This is a genomic window from Acrocarpospora phusangensis (genome assembly GCF_016862995.1).
In the GTDB taxonomy this organism is placed as follows: Bacteria; Actinomycetota; Actinomycetes; order Streptosporangiales; family Streptosporangiaceae; genus Acrocarpospora; species Acrocarpospora phusangensis.
On the sequence record NZ_BOOA01000006.1, the window covers coordinates 39,997 to 53,283 of the forward strand.

At 69.5% G+C, this 13,287-nt stretch carries 15 protein-coding genes; 5 read left to right on the top strand and 10 right to left on the bottom strand.

Features of this window, described 5'->3' with window-relative positions:
• Positions 1-84: 84 nt before the first annotated feature.
• On the bottom strand, positions 85-573 hold the full coding sequence (locus Aph01nite_RS05180) for a hypothetical protein (RefSeq protein WP_204039579.1): 489 nt from the start codon (positions 571-573) through the stop codon (positions 85-87).
• A gap of 282 nt (positions 574-855) precedes the next feature.
• Between Aph01nite_RS05180 and Aph01nite_RS05185 the strand changes: the two genes are divergently transcribed.
• Together Aph01nite_RS05185 and Aph01nite_RS05190 are read left to right on the top strand one after the other, a co-directional pair.
• On the top strand, positions 856-1,758 hold the full coding sequence (locus Aph01nite_RS05185) for a B12-binding domain-containing radical SAM protein (protein ID WP_204039580.1): 903 nt from the start codon (positions 856-858) through the stop codon (positions 1,756-1,758).
• On the top strand, positions 1,728-2,279 hold the full coding sequence (locus Aph01nite_RS05190; RefSeq protein ID WP_204039581.1) for a radical SAM protein: 552 nt from the start codon (positions 1,728-1,730) through the stop codon (positions 2,277-2,279). Before Aph01nite_RS05185 ends, Aph01nite_RS05190 begins: the two co-directional genes overlap by 31 nt.
• 217 nt (positions 2,280-2,496) lie before the next feature.
• Here the strand turns inward: Aph01nite_RS05190 and Aph01nite_RS05195 are convergent, their stop codons facing one another.
• The 5 genes from Aph01nite_RS05195 to Aph01nite_RS05215 form a co-directional block, all read right to left on the bottom strand.
• Positions 2,497-3,024 carry a ferredoxin gene (locus tag Aph01nite_RS05195; protein WP_204039582.1) on the bottom strand — a complete coding sequence of 176 codons (528 nt, stop codon included), beginning with the start codon at positions 3,022-3,024 and terminating at the stop codon, positions 2,497-2,499.
• A gap of 285 nt (positions 3,025-3,309) precedes the next feature.
• On the bottom strand, positions 3,310-4,302 hold the full coding sequence (locus Aph01nite_RS05200) for an alpha/beta hydrolase (RefSeq protein WP_204039583.1): 993 nt from the start codon (positions 4,300-4,302) through the stop codon (positions 3,310-3,312).
• 385 nt (positions 4,303-4,687) lie between these two features.
• A complete protein-coding gene (locus Aph01nite_RS05205; RefSeq protein ID WP_204039584.1) occupies positions 4,688-5,707 on the bottom strand; it encodes an SDR family oxidoreductase in 1,020 nt (339 codons plus the stop codon).
• A gap of 20 nt (positions 5,708-5,727) precedes the next feature.
• Positions 5,728-6,096 carry a hypothetical protein gene (locus Aph01nite_RS05210; RefSeq protein ID WP_204039585.1) on the bottom strand — a complete coding sequence of 123 codons (369 nt, stop codon included), beginning with the start codon at positions 6,094-6,096 and terminating at the stop codon, positions 5,728-5,730.
• A gap of 15 nt (positions 6,097-6,111) precedes the next feature.
• Positions 6,112-6,555, bottom strand: coding sequence for a MarR family winged helix-turn-helix transcriptional regulator (locus Aph01nite_RS05215; RefSeq protein WP_204039586.1), 444 nt, complete (start codon positions 6,553-6,555; stop codon positions 6,112-6,114).
• Between the two features lie 105 nt (positions 6,556-6,660).
• Between Aph01nite_RS05215 and Aph01nite_RS05220 the strand changes: the two genes are divergently transcribed.
• Complete coding sequence (locus Aph01nite_RS05220) at positions 6,661-7,080, top strand: SPW repeat protein (RefSeq protein ID WP_204039587.1); 420 nt, start codon at positions 6,661-6,663, stop codon at positions 7,078-7,080.
• 63 nt (positions 7,081-7,143) lie between these two features.
• Here Aph01nite_RS05220 and Aph01nite_RS05225 read toward each other — a convergent pair whose 3' ends face one another.
• Entirely contained in the window at positions 7,144-8,316 is a 1,173-nt protein-coding gene (locus Aph01nite_RS05225; RefSeq protein ID WP_204039691.1) for a serine hydrolase domain-containing protein, read from the bottom strand.
• 93 nt (positions 8,317-8,409) lie between these two features.
• Here Aph01nite_RS05225 and Aph01nite_RS05230 point away from each other — a divergent pair, with 93 nt between their 5' ends.
• Together Aph01nite_RS05230 and Aph01nite_RS05235 are read left to right on the top strand one after the other, a co-directional pair.
• Positions 8,410-8,760, top strand: coding sequence for a PadR family transcriptional regulator (locus Aph01nite_RS05230; protein ID WP_204039588.1), 351 nt, complete (start codon positions 8,410-8,412; stop codon positions 8,758-8,760).
• Positions 8,750-9,697, top strand: coding sequence for a hypothetical protein (locus Aph01nite_RS05235; RefSeq protein ID WP_204039589.1), 948 nt, complete (start codon positions 8,750-8,752; stop codon positions 9,695-9,697). The genes Aph01nite_RS05230 and Aph01nite_RS05235 overlap by 11 nt, the downstream gene beginning before the upstream one ends.
• 45 nt (positions 9,698-9,742) lie before the next feature.
• Here Aph01nite_RS05235 and Aph01nite_RS05240 read toward each other — a convergent pair whose 3' ends face one another.
• The 3 genes from Aph01nite_RS05240 to Aph01nite_RS05250 form a co-directional block, all read right to left on the bottom strand.
• Positions 9,743-11,416, bottom strand: coding sequence for an FAD-binding dehydrogenase (locus tag Aph01nite_RS05240; protein WP_204039590.1), 1,674 nt, complete (start codon positions 11,414-11,416; stop codon positions 9,743-9,745).
• Positions 11,417-11,489: 73 nt separating this feature from the next.
• Positions 11,490-12,587 (bottom strand): tartrate dehydrogenase, encoded by a 1,098-nt coding sequence (locus Aph01nite_RS05245; protein WP_204039591.1) that lies wholly within the window; start codon positions 12,585-12,587, stop codon positions 11,490-11,492.
• A complete protein-coding gene (locus tag Aph01nite_RS05250; protein WP_204039592.1) occupies positions 12,584-13,282 on the bottom strand; it encodes a GntR family transcriptional regulator in 699 nt (232 codons plus the stop codon). The genes Aph01nite_RS05245 and Aph01nite_RS05250 overlap by 4 nt, the downstream gene beginning before the upstream one ends.
• Positions 13,283-13,287: the final 5 nt, after the last annotated feature.

Consider the following 13,287-nt stretch of genomic DNA (forward strand, 5'->3'; position numbering starts at 1 on the left):
ACTTCCCGGAAGTCGAACTGGGGCGAAACCGCCTAATGTACCCCCACAGTTGATCTTCCGGTGACCGGCCGCTCGACGACTGGCCTACCTCTTTCGATCACCGGGAAGAGTGATCGTGTTGGTCCTGACGGACCGCACGGTCTTGCCCGCCGCGTCGATGAGCCGGATACCCACATACATTTCGTCGTCCCGATCTATCTCAAGCTCCGCGTCCTCATTGAGGAGGTACTCCGGCACGAGCATTTTCGTATGGAATTCGGCTCCGTTCGGGGTGGGGGTGATGTTCCCGATGAAGGGCCCCCACAGGAGATCGTCGGTGAATTGGTCGTCGCCCCACAGCCGGATCTGGAGCTTGTGGCCGCGATCCTGCAACCTCCGGGCCTCTGTCTGGCTCATGCCGAAGACGGCATCCACGTGGAACCTGTACGAGTAGGTTCCGGCGACGATGCCACCGTTCTTCAAGGTGGCGGACGTGGGGACCATGGCATTCGCGGGCGTGGCCGCGAGGCTCAGCGCGGTGAGTACCGCACCGAACACGGCCACCCGCCCGATCCGGAATACGAGTCTATTCATCGGTTTCTTTTCCTTCGATTGTCAGCAGGCCGAATCCGACAGGCGTTCGCCAAGGGCTCCAGCCTGTTCACGACCTTGAAAATTCGCGGCTCACCCTGAAGACGGGCCGCTTGACGCCTTGCTTTGGCCAGCTTCGCCTTCTGCTGTCCGTGAGACATCGGTCGATCGACCTAAATAGCCGGTGACAGTGACATCGAGCCCCGACGAGGACGATCCAGTTCTGCACAAAACAGGCACACGACCTGAGCGGTGCTTTCACATCTGCTCTCTAACATCCGGGGCATGCGTGTCACGATGGTGCTCCCGGCGCTGACCGAGGCGACCAGCCCGCTGTTCCGGCCGGTCAAGTACGCGCTGTTCCCCCCGCTGGGGCTCGCCACCCTGGCCGGCTACCTGCGCGACGACGACGAGGTACGGATCTGGGACGAGCACGTCCAGCGGCTGCGCCTCGACGACGACCGCCCCGACCTGGCGGTGATCCAGCCGTACATCACGTCGGCGCGGCGGGCGTACGAGCTGGCCGACGCGTACCGGTCGCGAGGCGTGCACGTGGTGATGGGCGGGCTGCACGTCACCTCGCTGCCCGACGAGGCCGCCGCGCACGCGGACACCGTCATCACCGGGCCGGGCGAGGACGTCTGGCCCGAGTTCCTGGCCGACTTCCGCCGTGGCCGTCCCCGGCCGCGTTACCACTCCACGCAGCGGACGCTGACCGGCCTTCCGCCCATAAGGCGGGATCTGATCGATCGTCGCCGCTATCTGGTGCCCAACTCGATCGTGGTCTCCCGGGGATGCCCCCATCACTGCGACTTCTGTTACAAGGACGCCTTCTTCGCCGGTGGCCGGTCGTTCTACACCCAGACGGTGGACGCCGCGCTGGCCGAGATCGACCGGCTGCCCGGACGGCACCTGTACTTCCTCGACGACCACCTGCTGGGCAACCGGCGCTTCACCGAGGCGCTCTTCGCCGGCATGGCCGGGATGCGCCGGCTCTGGCAGGCGGCCGGCACGGTCGACTCCGTACTCGCCCCGGACTGCTGGAGCAGGCGGTCGGCGCGGGGCTGCGCAGCCTGTTCGTCGGCTTCGAGACCATCAACGGCGGCAACCTGGCCCTGCAGCGCAAGCGGCAGAACATCGGCCGCGACTACGCCGCGGTGGTCCGCCGCCTGCACGACCAGGGCGTGATGGTGAACGCCAGTTTCGTCTTCGGGATGGACGGAGACGGGCCCGACGTCTTCGACCGTACCGTCGAATGGGCGGTCGACCAGGGCATCGAGACGGCCACCTTCCACATCATGACCCCCTATCCCGGTACGGCGCTGCACCAGCGCATGGCCGCCGACGGCAGAATGCTCCACCAGAACTGGGACCTGTACGACACCCGCCACGTCGTCTACCAACCAGTGGGAATGACCCCCCGCCAACTGGAGGACGGATACTGGCGGGCCTACCGCGACTTCTACCGCTGGAGCGCGATCTGGCGCGGCGCCGCCACCAAGCCCCTCCTGGGCGACCGCCTCCGCCACCTCACCTACTCCGGCGGCTGGAAGAAGTTCGAACCCCTGTGGGACCTGGCCATCCGGGCACGCCAGGTGACCCGCGCGCTACCTCTCCTGGAAACCCTGCTGACCAGCTTCGGCGCCCGCCACCCCAACCAGGAGACATCCCGCGACCGCGCAGGCGATCGGTCGGCACCCGTGGTCTGATCAACGAATCCGGGTCACCGCCGCGCCGCAGCGCGCCCGCGAATCTTTCAGCTCCAGCGCGGAGATAATCTGGCGAAGACCTGTACACCGCAGCAAGCGAAGTGCGCGATGACGTGACTGGCCAGGTAAACACCGATCCCGCGGTCGTGCTGGATGGCCGATGCCGGTCTGTGTGATGGTGCCCAGGTAGGTGTTGTTGCGGGAGCCACGGGCAAAGCTACAGCTCCGGTAGCCGGTCCGTCGGCGTCGGAGAGCGCCGCTCGTCCAGCCAATAGAGATAGATCCTCAGGTGTGAGGCCAGCTCACCGTCGAGGTAGGAGGCATAATCGAGGGCGGCGGCGGCCGTCCCCTGCCCCGACTTCTCGTCGTCGGCCTCCCACTCGCCGCGCCGGTCCACCAGATACTCCCGGACCCGGCCTCGGTCACGCCACCATTCCCGGACCGCTGCCAGCGTCCAGTGCTCGTCACCGTCGCAGCCGTAGCCCGCCCAGGGGTCGGCATCGGCAGCGTCGACCAGCTGCTGGAGTTCCTCCGCCGTCCGGGGCTGGCGGTAGACGTACTCGCTGAAGTATTCGCCTTCGTAGAGCACCAGGTCTGGTGCGTGAATCCGACCCGTACCGCAGTTGTCGGTCACGGCCCCGTAGAAAGGGCCCGGCACGTTGAGCCACTTCCGGTCCGTCCACTGCCCGCGGAACGACTCGTGCGCGTCAACGAGCAGCGGCACCGGATCGAAGTAGAGTCCCACAGCAGAACAGTAGCGAGGGTCCGGACGGACTCGCTGGGCGGCGTCGACGGTGTCGTCTCCATTTGGAGAGCCTGAAGATGGCAGCAATCGTCGAGGTCTCTTGTAAGTCATACGACCTCGAGGCTTCGCCTTTACAATGTAGATTTGCGGTGCCCTGGTGCGCTCGGTGGTTGACGGGATCCCGTCTGATCGGGTGTGTCGTTCAGGATTCCGAGCCCCGGTTCTGCCGGGGCTCGGACCTGCTGGCTATGGGTCGCAGCCTTAGGTGGTTTCGAGCAGTCCGGCCTATCCCCGTTTCAGTGCGGTGAGCAGCATAGGCAGGGACCGATGCAGGCTTTGCTCCCAGTAGGCCGGGGAATGCGTGCCGGGCCCGTAGAAGTCGGTGGTCAGCTGTGCTCCGGCGTCGCGTAGACGGTCCGCGAGCGAGTGGTTAAGCGTTGCCAGGAATGCCTCGATCTCATCGAATGCCGTGCCGGGCGGGTCCAGCGGGCCGGGGCGGCCGTCGCCGCAGGAGAGGTAGACCGGTACGGATCGTAGTCGCGGAGCCAGGGCGTACGGATCGTGGCGTTGCCAGATCGTGCGCTGGGCGACCGGGTCACCCCAGAGTTTGTGGAACTCGAACTCCGGTGCTTCCTCGAAGGCCGTCAGCCATCTGCGGACGTGCTCGGGATGGAGCAGGTGAACGGGTCCGCTGTAGCTGGCTGCGGCCCGGAACAGGCCGGGATGCCGGGCGGTGTAGAGCAGGGCGCCGTAGCCGCCCATGGAGAGGCCGGCGACCGCCCGTCGCGTACCTGCGCCGTAGTGGCGTTCCAGGATGGGGCGTACCTCGTCGAGGTGGAAGGTCTCCCACGCCGGCGGCCCGTAGGTTCCGTTGTTCCACCAGTCGGTGTAGTAGCCGTAGCCGGCGTCGGGCATCACGACCAGGACGTCGCGCAGGTCGGCGAGCCGCTCGATGTCGCTGTCTCGTGTCCACATTTCGTGGGAGTCGCCCAGGCCGTGCAGAAGGTACAGGACCGGCCAGCGGTCGCGGAGGCCGCGCCGCTCCCAGCCGTCGGGGGTGAGTAATCGGACTTTCGCGGTCGTGCCGAGGGCGGGTGAGTCGATGGTCAGGTCGACGACGCGGGGGCGTACCCGCTGCTTCTCGACGACGCGCGCCATGGTCGGTGCCGCAGCCGCAGCCGGCGTGACGGTGGCGCCCAGTGCGAGCAGGGCCGCGAGGAGGGCCGAGAGTGTCCCGCGTCCGCGGCGGGATCCCAGAATTCGTGTGATGCGAACCATGGCGACCAGCGTGGCCGTCCGCGCTGGGCCCGACATCGGGTACGGCCCCGGCCTGTGCCCTTGGTCATACCCCGACTGCCCCTGACCCGTTGCCGGACTCTCCGGCGGCCGACGACGGATCAAGACCCGGACAGCCTCGTGGCGGACTCCTAAGGGCGATGAACCCTGATGGCGAACCGAGCGGCCACCACGGCCGACACCATTGGCGCCTCCGCCGAAGCCTCGACGACGGAAGCCACGTTCTCGATCAGTGCGGAGGATCTGGCCGAGACCAAGAGAATGGGGATGCCCGCGATCAGTGAGGTCGTGACCGCGAGATTCGACGGCGTGAGCCTGACCGCCTGGTTCAGCCGAGTGGCCGACGGCAAGCTGCCCTGTCAGGCGTTCATCGTGAGCGTTTGCGCAGGACGACCCCCGCTGCGACCAGCGCGCCGCCGAGGCAAGCCACCAGCGCGTGGTGCATGCTGGCCCACGACTGCGGGCTCCTCCCGGAGGATCGCTGGTCGAACGCGCCGTGCGCGCCGTAGTCGTGGCCTTCCGGGCCGTCGGCGGGCTCCCACAGGTTGGCCGCCTGGCCCGGGGGCTTGGGTTTGTCGGTCTGCTGGACGGTGAAGCCTGTTCTGGCCAGGTAGCGGTCGAGCAGGCCGGGCGCGACCGCGTTGGCGAGCAGGGTCGCCATGGTGCTGGCGCCGACCCAGTATTCGCGGCGTCCCGGGTGGTCGGCGGCGTACAGGATGGCGCGCGCCGCGACCTCGGGCTGGTAGATCGGGGGTACGGGCTGCGCCTGGCGGGGCAGCCGGGACAGCACCCACGAGAACTGGGGCGTGTTGACCGCGGGCAGTTGCGGCATGGTCACACGGATGCCGCTGTGATCGTGAAGCAGTTCACAGCGGAGCGCCTCGTTGAAGCCCTGAATGGCGTGTTTGGCCCCGCAGTACGCGCTCTGCAGGGGGATCCCCCGGTAGGCCAGAGCGGAACCGACCTGGACGATGGTGCCCCGGTTTCTAGGCCGCATGCGTTTCAGCGCGGCCATGGTGCCGTGGACGTAACCGAGGTAACTCACCTCGGTGACGCGGCGGTACTCCTCCGGGCGGATATCGGTGAAGCGGGCGAACACCGAGGTGAACGCCACGTTCACCCAGACGTCGATGGGGCCAAGTTCGGCCTCCACCTGTTCGGCGGCGGCGTCGACCTGCGCGAAGTCCGCCACGTCGACCGGTATCTCCAGGGCCGTGCCGCCGCCCTGGCGCACCTGGCCGGCCGCGGCGGCCAGACCTTTGACGCCCCGGGCGAGCAGGGCGACCTTCGCGTGGCGCTCGCCGTACGCGGTGGCCACCGCGCGGCCGACGCCGCCGCTGGCCCCGGTGACGACCACGACCTGAGGCGACTGGTCCTTGTCTCCCATGATCTCTCCCGTTCCGTGGTTCAGCGGTACACCACTGACTTCCGCCGCAGTACCCGGGCAATGGCCGCCAACACCCCGAGGACGGCGCAGCAGGCCCCGGCGACCGCCGCCGCGCGGGCCGGCACACCCGGCGGCGCGGGCCTGGGCGCGCAGGTGCGTTCGGGCGGGACGCCGGGCGGCCGGGAGTCCCGGCGCGACCCGGCCGCGATCAGCTCGGCCAGGTGCATGCCTTCCCGGCCACCGCTGTCGAGCCGATGGATCTGGGTACGGCAACTGAACCCGTCGGCGAGCACCGCCTCCCGCGGGGTGGACTCGCGCAGCCTGCGCAGCGGGACACAGCCTGACGCGGGCATCTGGGAGCTGCGCCCGCGGGAGTGGGTCCACTCCAAGCTGGCCTGCCTCCCCTACGGCGTCTCCGGTACGGCCGCCGACTCGACCAGGGCGTTGACCAGAGGAGCCAGCCGCCGGAGCTCTTCCAGGTGGGTGGAACTGAGCAGGGCCAGTTTGCCGAGGCCGGCTCCGGTGAGTTTCAGCCGTACGACCCGGCGGTCTCTGCCCTCGCCGCGGTTGCGGGTGATGAGGCCGAGCTGTTCGACGCGGTCGATCAGCTGCACGGTGCTGTGATGCCGGGTGCACAGGTACTCGGCGAGTTCGCCGATGGTGGGCCCGCGCAGGTCGTCGTGGCCGCGGATCGCCAGGAGCAGCTGGTGCTGGGTGGCCGTCAGGCCCACCTCGGCCGCCTTCTTCTCGCTCCACCGCAGGAAGCGGCGCACCCCCACCCGAACCGCGAGCAACCTCGCGTACTCCTGGTCGTCGAGGGGGGCGGGCGGTGGCACCATGATCTTCATCTCCTAATGTGATATTATCACAGCATGATATATGAGTGAGGTGGCATTGGGTCGCCTTACTCGAAAGCCACGGACGTACGGCGTTCCGAGAAGGTGGTGAGAGGTATGGCCGAGCAGACCATGAGAACACACCCCGACATTCAGGAACTGCGGGCGAAGTACGAACGAGCTGCGGAGACACCCGCCGGCAAGGCGGTCGCCGGTCTCATCTTCCTGGCCGGCCTCTATCTCGCGATCTCTCCGTTCGTAGTCGGATTCTCCGGGTTCACGAGCCTGACCGGGAACAACCTGATCGTCGGGATCGCCGTGGCGATGCTCGCCCTGGGATTCGCCTCGGCCTACGGCCGGACGCACGGCCTCGCCTGGGTCGCGCCGCTCATCGGCATCTGGACGATCATCTCGCCCTGGGTCATCAGCGGCGACGTCGCCACCACGGCGACGATCTGGAACAACGTGGTGACCGGCGCGGTCATCCTGCTGCTGGGGCTGGGCGCCATGTTCCCCGGCCAAGGCCGAATCCGATGACCCGCGGTTCTTCGCGGGCGGAGGCCGGACCGAACAGCCCGGCCTCCGCTTGAGCCCGCCGGCTCAGAGACTGTCGTAGGTGGCCTCCAGCAGGCGGAAAGCCCGGGTTGCGCCGGCCATCCCCTCGGCCATCTTGTTCATCGTGTACGCGACGCCGAGGCCGTGCTCCAGATCCCCCAGACCGACCGACCCGCCCATCCCGGTGTGCCCGAACGCGGATCGTACGCCCCTGGCCGGCGTGAGGAAGGTGACCGCGGGCCGCATGTAGCCGAGACCGAAGGAACTGTCGAGGTAGAGGACACGATCGGGTCCCGTCACGCGAGGCCGTACCGCGTCGGAGAGGGTGTCGGGGCGCAGGATCTCGCCTGCCACCAGGTCGCGGTAGAAGGCGGCGAGGCCCCGGGCGGTGGCGACCATGCCCATCGCGGGCCAGCCGGCCCGCAGGATCACCGGGTTGTTGGAGCCCCCGGGCAGCAGGTGCACCAGCGGATTCCCCAGTGCCCGGTTCATCAGGCTGTCGCGGTCGAGCGCGGCCGCGGCCACCGCCGCCATCGGATCGGACGGGTCCGGTGGAACGCCCTGCTCCGCCAGGCCGGCCGGGATGACGCGCTCGCCGGCCGACAGCCGTGCCGTGCGCTCGATGACGTCGGGCGGGGTGCCCAGCCACAGCTCCAGCCCGCGCGGCCCGGCGATCTCGGCGGCCACCACGTCTCCCGCGGACTTCCCGGTCACCCGGCGGATGATCTCCCCGACCAGGAAGCCGTAGGTCACGGCGTGGTACCCGTGCGCGGTGCCCGGCTCCCACAGCGGCGTCTGCGACGCGATCATGGCCGCGATGGCCGGCAGGTCCTCGAACATCTCCACGGGCACGGGCTCCTCGATGGCCGGCAGCCCGGACTGGTGGGTGAGCACGTGCTCGACCGTCACGCCCTCCGCCGCGAACTCCGGCCAGTACGCGCGAACCGGAGCCGCCAGGTCGACCAGGCCGCGCTCGGCCAGGAGCAGCAGCGCGGTCGCCGTGACCGCCTTCGCGCAGGAGAAGGCGAGAACAGGAGTGTGCGCCTCCCAGGGCCGGCCGGTCTTCCGGTCGGCGACTCCACCCCACAGGTCCACCACGCGTTGGCCGTCCAGGAAGACGGCGAACGCCGCGCCGAGTTCCAGACCTTCGGCGAAGTGCCGCTCGAACACCTCGCGAACCCGGAAGAAGCGGGGATCGCAGTGCCCGCCAACCACCATGGCCACTCCTATGAAAGTAAGCGCTTGCTTGGTACCGGAGCCTAACAAGATTCGGCTTTGACGAGCTGTGTGGCGCATAGTACTGTGTGCCACATGGTGACCGGAGGCGCGTACGACAAGCTCGAACTGGAGTTGCGGCGCGGCGTCGTCGTGCTCGCCGCGCTGTCCCAGCTGCACACCGCGCGCTACGGCTACGAGCTGCGCCAGTCCCTGACCGAGAACGGCATGCCGATCGAGGAGGGAACCCTGTATCCCCTGCTCCGGCGGCTGGAGACCCAGGGCGTGCTGACCAGCGAATGGCGCACCGACGGCGGCCCGCCGCGCCGCTACTACGTGCTCAGCGCCGACGGCCGCGAACTGTACGAGCGGCTCACGAACGCCTGGCACGGCCTCAACGACACCATGGATCTTCTCCTGAAAGGCGGAGAACGCCATGAACCCTGACGATCTCATCCAGAGCTACGTGGACGACGTGGCCCGCCTGCTGCCTCGCGGGCAGCGGCGCGACGTCGCGTACGAGCTGCGTACGCTCCTGACCGACGAACTCGCGGCCAAGGCCGCCGAGAGCGGCCGTCCCGCCGACGAGGCGATGGCCCACGAACTGGTGCTCGCCTTCGGCCGCCCGGCCGAGGCGGCCGCCCGCTACCACCCGGCCCTGACCGTCATCGACCCGGCGGACTCCCGCAGATTCCTCCGCCTGACCGTGATCGGCATCGCCGTCATCTGGGTGCTCGGCCTGGTCGACACCCTGCTGCGGCACCCGATCGGCTCGGCGGGCGACCTGCTCGGAGCGCTCGGGATGTGGTGGACCGGTGTCGCCGTACCGGCCCTGTGGTGGCCGGGGGTGCTCGTGGTCTGCTTCGCCGCGGCCGCCTGGGTTCGCCGCACCCGGCCGGAGCGGGCCGGGTGGAAACCGCGCCGCGAGGACCGCGACCGGATCAACCGCTTCGGCTACCTGGCCGGCGTCGCCGCCGCCGTCTGCGGCCTGTTCGTCCTGTTCAACGGCGGACTGCTGCTCGACTACCTCTTCGACGGCCACGCCGCCCCCGCCGCCTACCAGGCGCTGGCCCTCGACGAGGACTTCGTCCGCTCCCGCGCGCCCTGGCTGCTGGCCCTGATGGTCCTGCAGCTCGCGCTCTACGCGGTCCTGATCGTGCGCGGGCGCTGGCAGCCGGCGACACGGCGGATCGACATCGGGCTGGCCCTCGTGATCTGCGGCGTCCTCACCTGGTTCCTGCCCGCGGGCGACATCTTCGCGGCCGAGCCGACCGACCAGACCGTGAAAGCCGTGATCGTGCTGATCGTCATCGGCGCCCTGTTCGACGCGGGCCTCAAACTCCACCGCGAACTGCGACGCGCCACCTACCTCCCCTCCATGTGATCCCGCCTCATAGCGGAGGCCGTCCTCGGTGATCAGGGGCCGGTCCTACGAGACCGCCTGGGCGGCGGCGCGGCCGGCCTGGCGGCCGGAGAACAGGCAGCCGCCGAGGAAGGTGCCTTCGAGGGCGTTGTAGCCGTGCACGCCGCCGCCGCCGAATCCGGCCGCCTCGCCCGCCGCGTACAGGCCGCTGATGGGTTGGCCGCCGGTGCCGAGGACGCGGGAGTCGAGGTCGGTCTGGATGCCGCCGAGGCTCTTGCGGGTCAGGATGTGGAGCTTGACCCCGATCAGCGGGCCGGCCTGCGGGTCCAGGATGCGGTGCGGGGTGGCGGTGCGGCTCAGGCGGTCGCCGAGGAAGCGTCGTGAGTTGTGGATGCCCTGCACCTGCGCGTCCTTGCTGTACGGATTGTCGACCTGCAGGTCGCGGGCCACGATCTGGCGGCGCAGCTCGCCGACGTCGAGCAGTGGTTCGTCGGTCAGGCCGTTCATCTTCGCCACCAGGTCGTCCAGCGTGGCGGCGACGACGAAGTCCGCGCCGTGCCGTTTGAACGCCTCCACCGGAGCGGGCGCGCCCTTGCCGAAGATGCGGTTCCGCAGGACCGCCTTCCGGCTTCCGCTGGTGATGTCGGGGTTCTGCTCCGAGCCCGACAGCGCGAACTCCTTCTCGAGGATCTTCTGCGTGAGGACGAACCATGAGTGGTCGTATCCGGCGATGTCGGGGGTGGTGCGCAGATACTTGAGGGTGCCGAGGGTGTCGTAGCCGGGCAGGCACGCGTCCGGCAGGCGGCGGCCCAGCGCGTCGAACCACATCGACGACGGCCCCGGCAGGATCCGGATCGCGTGCCCGGGCCAGACGGGGTCCCAGTTCCGCACCCCTTCGGTGTAGTGCCACATGCGGTCCCGGTTGACGATCCGGGCGCCCGCCGCGGCGCTGATGGCCAGCATGCGCCCGTCCACGTGGGCCGGCACACCCGTGATCATGTTCTGCGGGGGCGTGCCCAGCCGCGGGGGCCAGTACTGGCGCACCAGGTCGTGATCGGCGCCGATCCCGCCGCTGGTGACGATGACCGCCTGCGCGGTCAGCTCGAAGGAGCCCGTGGTCTCGCGGTTGGAGGCCACGCCCCGCGGCGAGGGGTCGTCCTTCAGGACACTCCCCCGCACCCCCGTGACCGCGCCGTCCTGGACGATCAGTTCATCGACCTGGTGACGGTGGTAGAACCGCAGCAGCCCGGCGTCGGCCGCCCGCTCGGCGCTGCGCACGAACGGGCCCACCACGCCCGTTCCCGTGCCCCAGGCCACGTGGAAGCGGGGCACGGAGTTGCCGTGACCGTCGGCGCGCAGGGCGCCGCGCTCCGCCCAGCCGACCACCGGTGTCAGCTTGATGCCCCGCGCGTCTATCCAGGACCGCTTCTCGCCCGCGGCGAACTCGACGTACGCGCGGGCCCAGCGCACCGCCCAGCTGTCCTCGTCCTCCAGACGGTCGAACCCGGCACTCGCCTGCCAGTCGCTCCAGGCCAGCTCGAAGGAGTCCTTCACCCGCAGGCGGCGCTGCTCGGGCGAGTTCACGAGGAACAGCCCGCCGAACGACCAGTACGCCTGCCCGCCCAGGTTGGCGGCGCTCTCCTGATCCACCAGCGCCACCTTCCGGCCCTGGCTGGTCAGCTGCTCCGCCGCGACCAGTCCGGACAAGCCCGCACCCACGATGATGACGTCCGCGTCCATAGCGGTACTCCCTTGCTCAAGCACCCCGGTGAAGTGATCAGTCTGACAAACCTGGCGAAGCCGCTGAGCCGCGCTACCGCCGCCCGCCCTGCTTGACCCGGGCGGCGATCGCCTGCCCCAGTTCCTGAGTGCTGCCCCGTCCGTGGAGGTCGGGGGTGAGCGGGGCCTCGTCCGGGCCGGCCGCGAGGACGTCCTCGATCGCGCCCAGCAGGTGTGCGCCGGCGTCGGGGTGCCCGAGGTGGTCGAGCAGCATCGAGGCGCACCAGATCTGCCCGATCGGGTTGGCGATGCCACGGCCGGCGATGTCGGGTGCGGAGCCGTGGACGGGTTCGAAGAGACTCGGGTGGGTCCGGTCCGGGTTGATGTTCGCGCTCGGGGCGATGCCGATCGTGCCGGTGCAGGCGGGGCCCAGGTCGGAGAGGATGTCGCCGAAGAGGTTACTGGCCACCACGACGTCGAACCGGTCCGGGTGCAGGACGAAGTTCGCCGCCAGCGCGTCGATGTGGCACTTGTCGTACGTGACCTCGGGGAACCGTTCCGCCATCGCCTCGGCCCGTTCGTCCCAGTACGGCATCGAGATCGAGATGCCGTTGCTCTTCGTCGCCGAGGTGAGGTGCCGGGCCGGGCGCCGTTCGGCGAGTTCGAACGCGTACCGCAGCACCCGGTCGACGCCCACGCGGGTCATCACCGTCTCCTGCAGGACCGTCTCGCGCTCGGTGCCCTCGAAGATCCGGCCGCCGATGCTGGAGTACTCGCCCTCGGTGTTCTCCCGTACGACGACGAAGTCGACGTCGCCGGGCTCGCGTCCCGCCAGGGGGCTGCGGACACCCGGCATCAGGCGGCAGGGACGCAGGTTGACGTACTGGTCGAACGTGCGCCGGAACTGCAGGAGGCTGCCCCACAGCGAGACGTGGTCGGGGACGACCGCCGGCCAGCCCACGGCCCCGAAGAAGATGGCGTCGTACGGGCGGAGGATCTCCTGCCAGTCGGGCGGCAGCATCGTCCCGTGGCGCTGCCAGTACGCGGCACTGGCGAAGCCGAAATGGTCGAATCGCAGGTCGAGACCGAACACGCCGGCGGTCGCCTCCAGCGCCGCGAGCCCTTGGGGGACGACCTCCGTCCCGATCCCGTCGCCGGGGATCACCGCGATCCGGTACGAGGGCGCCGTCATCGGTTCCCCCGCAGTGCCGCGAGCCCGCCCTGGGCGTCCTCGATGACCAGCCGTTCCGCGGTCGCCGAGTCGCCCTGCCGGAGGGCGCGCACGAGGGCGCGGTGACTGGCGTAGCGGTCCAGCCCGAACCGCTCGTCCTCGGCGATCTTCTCAAGGCGCAGGGCCCGGCGTTCGGGCCGGGAGAAGACCTGGGACTGTTCGAGGAGCCGGATCAGCATCGGGTTGGCCGCGCACGCGTTCACCGCGTCGTTGAACTCCTGCATCCGGTCGAGCAGCGCGTCGATCTGCCGGTCGACGTTCTCGCCGTTCCGGTGCCTCGTGACGATGACGATGAGCAGGTCGTCGGCGGCGTCGAGGATCGCGTCGAGCACGTCCAGCTGCTCCGGTGCGGCGTTCCGGGCCGCGAACCGCGCCACCAGGCCCCGCAGACCGATCTCGACCTCGGCGAGGTCGTCGATGGCGCGCTCGGCGATGTCGGCCACGACGACCGTCCGGGGTCCCGTGCGCTGGATGAGCCCGTCGTGTTCGAGCCGGAGCAGTGCCTCGCGCACCGGCGTCGGGCTGACGCTGAGCTGCTCGGCCAGTCCTCGCTCGGTCACCTTCTGGCCGGGGCGCAGCGTGCCGGTCCCGATCGCCTCCCGGAGGGTCTGGTAGGCGAGATCGGCCCGGGTCTCCGTCGTCGGCTTGACCATCATGCGAT

Bases quoted from the DNA above. Each gene is read 5' to 3' on its own strand.
- Aph01nite_RS05235 (WP_204039589.1), top strand. From the start codon at position 8,750: ATGAACCCTGACGATCTCATCCAGAGCTACGTGGACGACGTGGCCCGC.
- Aph01nite_RS05200 (WP_204039583.1), bottom strand. From the start codon at position 4,302: ATGGTTCGCATCACACGAATTCTGGGATCCCGCCGCGGACGCGGGACA.
- Aph01nite_RS05185 (WP_204039580.1), top strand. From the start codon at position 856: ATGCGTGTCACGATGGTGCTCCCGGCGCTGACCGAGGCGACCAGCCCG.
- Aph01nite_RS05215 (WP_204039586.1), bottom strand. From the start codon at position 6,555: ATGAAGATCATGGTGCCACCGCCCGCCCCCCTCGACGACCAGGAGTAC.
- Aph01nite_RS05245 (WP_204039591.1), bottom strand. From the start codon at position 12,587: ATGACGGCGCCCTCGTACCGGATCGCGGTGATCCCCGGCGACGGGATC.
- Aph01nite_RS05250 (WP_204039592.1), bottom strand. From the start codon at position 13,282: ATGATGGTCAAGCCGACGACGGAGACCCGGGCCGATCTCGCCTACCAG.
- Aph01nite_RS05180 (WP_204039579.1), bottom strand. From the start codon at position 573: ATGAATAGACTCGTATTCCGGATCGGGCGGGTGGCCGTGTTCGGTGCG.
- Aph01nite_RS05205 (WP_204039584.1), bottom strand. From the start codon at position 5,707: ATGGGAGACAAGGACCAGTCGCCTCAGGTCGTGGTCGTCACCGGGGCC.
- Aph01nite_RS05240 (WP_204039590.1), bottom strand. From the start codon at position 11,416: ATGGACGCGGACGTCATCATCGTGGGTGCGGGCTTGTCCGGACTGGTC.
- Aph01nite_RS05230 (WP_204039588.1), top strand. From the start codon at position 8,410: ATGGTGACCGGAGGCGCGTACGACAAGCTCGAACTGGAGTTGCGGCGC.
- Aph01nite_RS05220 (WP_204039587.1), top strand. From the start codon at position 6,661: ATGGCCGAGCAGACCATGAGAACACACCCCGACATTCAGGAACTGCGG.
- Aph01nite_RS05225 (WP_204039691.1), bottom strand. From the start codon at position 8,316: ATGGTGGTTGGCGGGCACTGCGATCCCCGCTTCTTCCGGGTTCGCGAG.